We start from the raw sequence: 4,390 nt of genomic DNA, 5'->3' as shown, positions 1-4,390 counted from the left end.
ACTGTAGGCCCTGGAGGCTTCAGGAAGGCTAGAAAGCGGACCGTCACGCAAAAACAGGCGGAAAACGTGTGGGCATGCGGAAGATGGTGAAAACCATGCTAAATCCCACACGTTTTAGCGGTTACCCTGCAAATGGCCATCAGGCTCTCAAGTGACGGCAAGGAGCTCCTTGTCAGTTGCGCGCGGCTTGGGAAAGGCTAGAAATGAGAACCGAATCACATGAAATCCGGAAGGTTCGTCCTAACGAATGGGGCTCTTTGGCTAAAGGACTCTTCGCCGCGTTTGTGATGTTCCTGTTTGGCTTTGCGGCTTTGAATGCGTTTTGGGTCTTTGGCGAATACGATCCTCGACTTCCGGGACTCTATGATTACTATGCGGCGACATGGGGCGATGGTTTGTTTCTCTCTGTTGGAGCCGGCGCCCTTGTTGCCTGGTCTTGCGCAAACCCCGCTTCGAAATGGATCAGGCATGTCTCATGTATCTTTTCGGCTGTAGCTTTTGTCGGAGCACTTTACATACAGTACACTTGGGTCGCGGATGATGAGATTGGACTGAACTGGACTATTCCGCAAGTGCATTGTTTCAATATGGCAGGGATATACCACGCGCTCTATTTCTCGGCTTGCTTTGCCTTCTTTTCGTACTTCTTTACCTGCTTCTTTTTGACGGGAGTGCACGTGACCCGCAGGCATGAGGCTGTGCGATTGAAGGCTAGCGAAATGCTTATTTGGTTTGCGGTCCTAGGCTATTTTTCCATGCATGTGCTTGACGATTACGCAAACGCATTGCCTCAGCCTTGGCTTTCGGCTGCGACAGCCGTTCTTCCTGCTGTCGCGATTCTCCTTTTCTATATCATGATGAGAGGATTAACTGATGGTTTGCACGACCTCCTGATGTTTGCTCCGGGCGCTCTTTTCTCCTTGGGCCTGTCCCTTGTGTTGTCTACGCCAGGTGAACCTGTTCAGCCGTACGTGGCATTCGGCTTTTCTTTGGCCTGTGTGTTCTCTTCGGCTTTTACAATCCCTTTTTCATCATTGAGCGAAATTGTGGCAGATTATATCTCCTCAATCATTTCAGGAACGGGGATGGCTCTTGTTGTCTTGGCAATTGCGAGGTCTGATCTTCTGTTTGGGGATAATCCTGCTTCGGGAGTTTCCGTCTGCATCGTGGCAATTTTGCTCTTTGCAGCTGCTGCCAAGTTTGTCTGCACGAGTAGAGGAGGAGATCGAAGATATTCGCTTATGGGCGTTTTGATTGCGATAGCTGGATTGCTCTGGGGCGTGCTTGCGGGAAGTTCGATCGAAGGAGAGGCCTTCGAGGTTTTGTCGCATTTCGCCTTGACCTTTGCGCTACTCGGTCTGATGATTTCCCGATTTAAGGGAGGTGTCGATCTTGTTATGGCCGTCGAAGCGAAAAGCGATGCCGAAGATGATTGTTGCTGCCAGACCCTACAAGCACAGGCGGCAATTTACCCGTCAATTTGTCTCATGTCGCTAGGCGCCTTGTTCATGCTTCTATTTGATATGCTCTCTCTTCGCCCTAGCGATTTCAATACGTTGTCGTTTGCTGATTTATGCTCTGGAGATATCTGGGCAGGTTTTGCTACGCTGGCAGTTCTTGCGCTCTTGATCCTTCTGGGTCTTTTTATCGCAAGGCGCACTAGCGGATCGATTCGCCATGCGATATCCTTCTTCCTGCTCATTTTGGGTTATGGCACGTTGTTCTTTTACGCCACGGGACTGCGCAAACCCCTTCTATTTGACTGGTGGTTTGCATGGTCGCTCCTCGCGCCGATCGGCGCGGCGATCTTTCTTGGTGAATCGTTCGTTTCGAACTGCGCGCTGATTAGGGGACGCGACAGCAACACCGGTACGTTGCTGATCGCAGCGGTGATAACGTGCGGAAGTTATCTTGCGGCCCTTGGAGCCATAATGCCCACGACAGGAGCTGGACGGAGCTTTTTTCCGACGTTTGCTTCGCCTGGAATAGGCATGCTTGGGATCCTGCTCGCGTTTATCCTTCTCCCGACGATGGCTGCGGCGCTGATGCAGATGGGTGTCACTGACCGGGATTCCTCTATCGTCACGAACAGTCCGGTGTTGGGCATGCTTCAGAGCGGGGCTTCCGCAACGGTTATCGTCGTTTTTCTCGGGCTGCTTCCCTTGGAGCTATACGCATCAGCCTCAGAAGGAGCAAGCTATCTCCTACTTGTTCTCGTAGCGTTTCTTGTGCTGGCAGCGTTTAAGATAAGCAGCCTGCTCTTCCCGCTTCGTAAAAACGCAGATCATCTCAGCATGCAGATTTCTAAGTATGACAAAATGCCAAAAGATCAGCAAGCACAGACGCAAGATGAATTAAGGCGCCTTTCTCGACATCTTCAGCGGCAAAATCTTATCGTAGTGACTTCCCTCCTTCCTTGGGGGCTAGTCGGCTTAGCTGTGTGGTGGGCAAAAGACGCTCTCAGCAGAAAAATCAAAGGGAAAGAGCAAAGGAGTAGCGTCTCTCATGAGCTTTGGACTTCCTTTCTCCTTCGGCCTCCATCTCAAGACGCCGCCCTACTGTTTGTCGAGCTGCTGCCAGATGGACAAGGTCGATACCGATCCTGCTTCGATTCTCTTGCAGACGATGCGATCTCCCTCAGAAGAAGGCGCTGTGAGAAGCCTGGCAAAGGGGATGCGCTGCAAACTGTATAACCTGGCTTCTGCAGTATCATTGCGCGGCGCTGGGTAACTCTTAATTCGTGCGGGGCAAATCAGGTATCGGTAGTCAGCATAAGTCGATTGGTTTCAAGCGAGGAGAACGTCGAGGGAACTAAGTTGAGCGAGTTCTTTGAAAACCTGTCCGCATATGATTTGATAAACACTCTTGTGCCCGGCATCATGGTGATGGCGGTTTGCGACGGACTGGGGCTGAGCGAGTTTATGGCAGACAGCCCCGTCATCGCGTTTGCTGCTTGCTACGTTTTCGGGATCGTCGCGTCGCGAATCGGCTCCGTTATCCTTGAACCCTTGGCAATTAAATACGGCAAAGTCTCACAGTACCCGTATCCTGCTTACGTGAAGGCATGCGCAAAGGATGAAGGCCTGAAAAGGATTTCGATGGTTGCGAACTCCTACCGATCGTTTCTGGGGTCTATTGTATTGTGCGCGGTCTTGGCTCTGGTGGCGTTGTTCTCAGAAGAACACAGACGTTCCGTTTTTGCAATTCTCACCGTCGGAGTTTTCGTCTTGCTTCTTAAATCGTGGTTCAAGCAGGAACGATATGTTGCACAACGTGTTGACGCGTGGCAAAAGGAGGATCAGGGTGTCGGTGATTAAGTCTTATGATGTTGGAAACGGGGACATGTTCTGCATCCTGCACAATTCGGACAACTTCACCACTATCGACTGCAACCTCGTGGACGATAGGGTTGACGAGCTCATCGACGAGGTACGTCATTTGAGCAGATCCAAAACGATAACGCGGTTCATAAGTACACATCCAGACGAGGATCATATCCATGGCCTAGAGACGTTGGACGAAAGCATCGGTATTCTCAACTTCTACAGGGTTGACAACCGGGTTGCGAAGTCCGTCGAGACTTCGAGCTTCAAGCGCTACAAGGAGCTGCGGGGGGATCCAATGCGGTCCTTTGCTATATTCAAGGGATGCAAAAGGCGTTGGATGAACCAGTCTGATGGTGATCGCGGTTCTTCAGGACTTAACATCTTATGGCCTGACACATCGAACAGCGACTATAAGAGTGCGCTCTCGATCGCCGCCAATGGCGGGAGCTGCAATAATGTTAGCCCGATAATCAAATACAGCTTGCAAGATGGCGTAGTTGCTCTGTGGATGGGGGATCTTGAGACGGGCTTCATGGAGAAAGTCGTTGACTGTGTCGACCTGTCGCATGCTGACATTCTCTTTGCGCCTCATCATGGTAGGAGGAGCGGTCGACCTCCCAGGGCATGGCTCGAGAAGATTTCTCCGGGTGTAATCGTTGTCGGTGACGCGCCGAGTGACGATCTCTATTACTACCGCGGATACAATACCATAACGCAAAACAGCTCCGGCGACATTCTGTTTGACTGCGGTACGGGGAAGGTTGACGTTTTCGTTTCAAGCGCCACGTACGATGCTAGTTTCCTGCACTATGACACGCATGGCTCCTATGATGGGATGAGGTACGTCGGATCCTTCGCGACAAGGGACGGAAGTTGATTGTCGCAAAACAAAGCAACTTTGGGCTCTGGTAAACAAGATACCGGTTCTGGTCAAAAAGGTTCTAGGCAAAATGTTAGGTAGTAAACCGCAATAATCAACTCGCCATCAGGCAAAACACTCTTAATTGAACGTATCTTTGACAACTAAAACACCTGTTCAAACCCGATTTTGGGTACAACGACCT

The 4,390-nt window shown here is 50.9% G+C and carries 3 protein-coding genes; all 3 read left to right on the top strand.

What is annotated here, in order from left to right:
• The first annotated feature begins 203 nt into the window (after positions 1–203).
• The 3 genes from G7Y50_RS11715 (at position 204) to G7Y50_RS11705 (ending at position 4,203) form a co-directional block, all read left to right on the top strand.
• On the top strand, positions 204–2,693 hold the full coding sequence (locus G7Y50_RS11715; RefSeq protein WP_165056801.1) for a hypothetical protein: 2,490 nt from the start codon (positions 204–206) through the stop codon (positions 2,691–2,693).
• Positions 2,694–2,816: 123 nt separating this feature from the next.
• Positions 2,817–3,317 carry a hypothetical protein gene (locus G7Y50_RS11710; RefSeq protein ID WP_165056802.1) on the top strand — a complete coding sequence of 167 codons (501 nt, stop codon included), beginning with the start codon at positions 2,817–2,819 and terminating at the stop codon, positions 3,315–3,317.
• A complete protein-coding gene (locus G7Y50_RS11705) occupies positions 3,304–4,203 on the top strand; it encodes a hypothetical protein (protein WP_165056803.1) in 900 nt (299 codons plus the stop codon). Before G7Y50_RS11710 ends, G7Y50_RS11705 begins: the two co-directional genes overlap by 14 nt.
• The last annotated feature ends 187 nt before the right edge of the window (positions 4,204–4,390 follow it).

Source organism: Adlercreutzia sp. ZJ176 (assembly GCF_011038975.1).
In the GTDB taxonomy this organism is placed as follows: domain Bacteria; phylum Actinomycetota; class Coriobacteriia; order Coriobacteriales; family Eggerthellaceae; genus CAAEEV01.
Note: the sequence above shows the minus strand (reverse complement) of the source record. Positions and strands in the feature narration are given on the sequence as shown.

What these genes read in the sequence shown, in the direction of transcription:
- G7Y50_RS11715 (WP_165056801.1), top strand. Translation starts at nt 204, where the DNA reads ATGAGAACCGAATCACATGAAATCCGGAAGGTTCGTCCTAACGAATGG.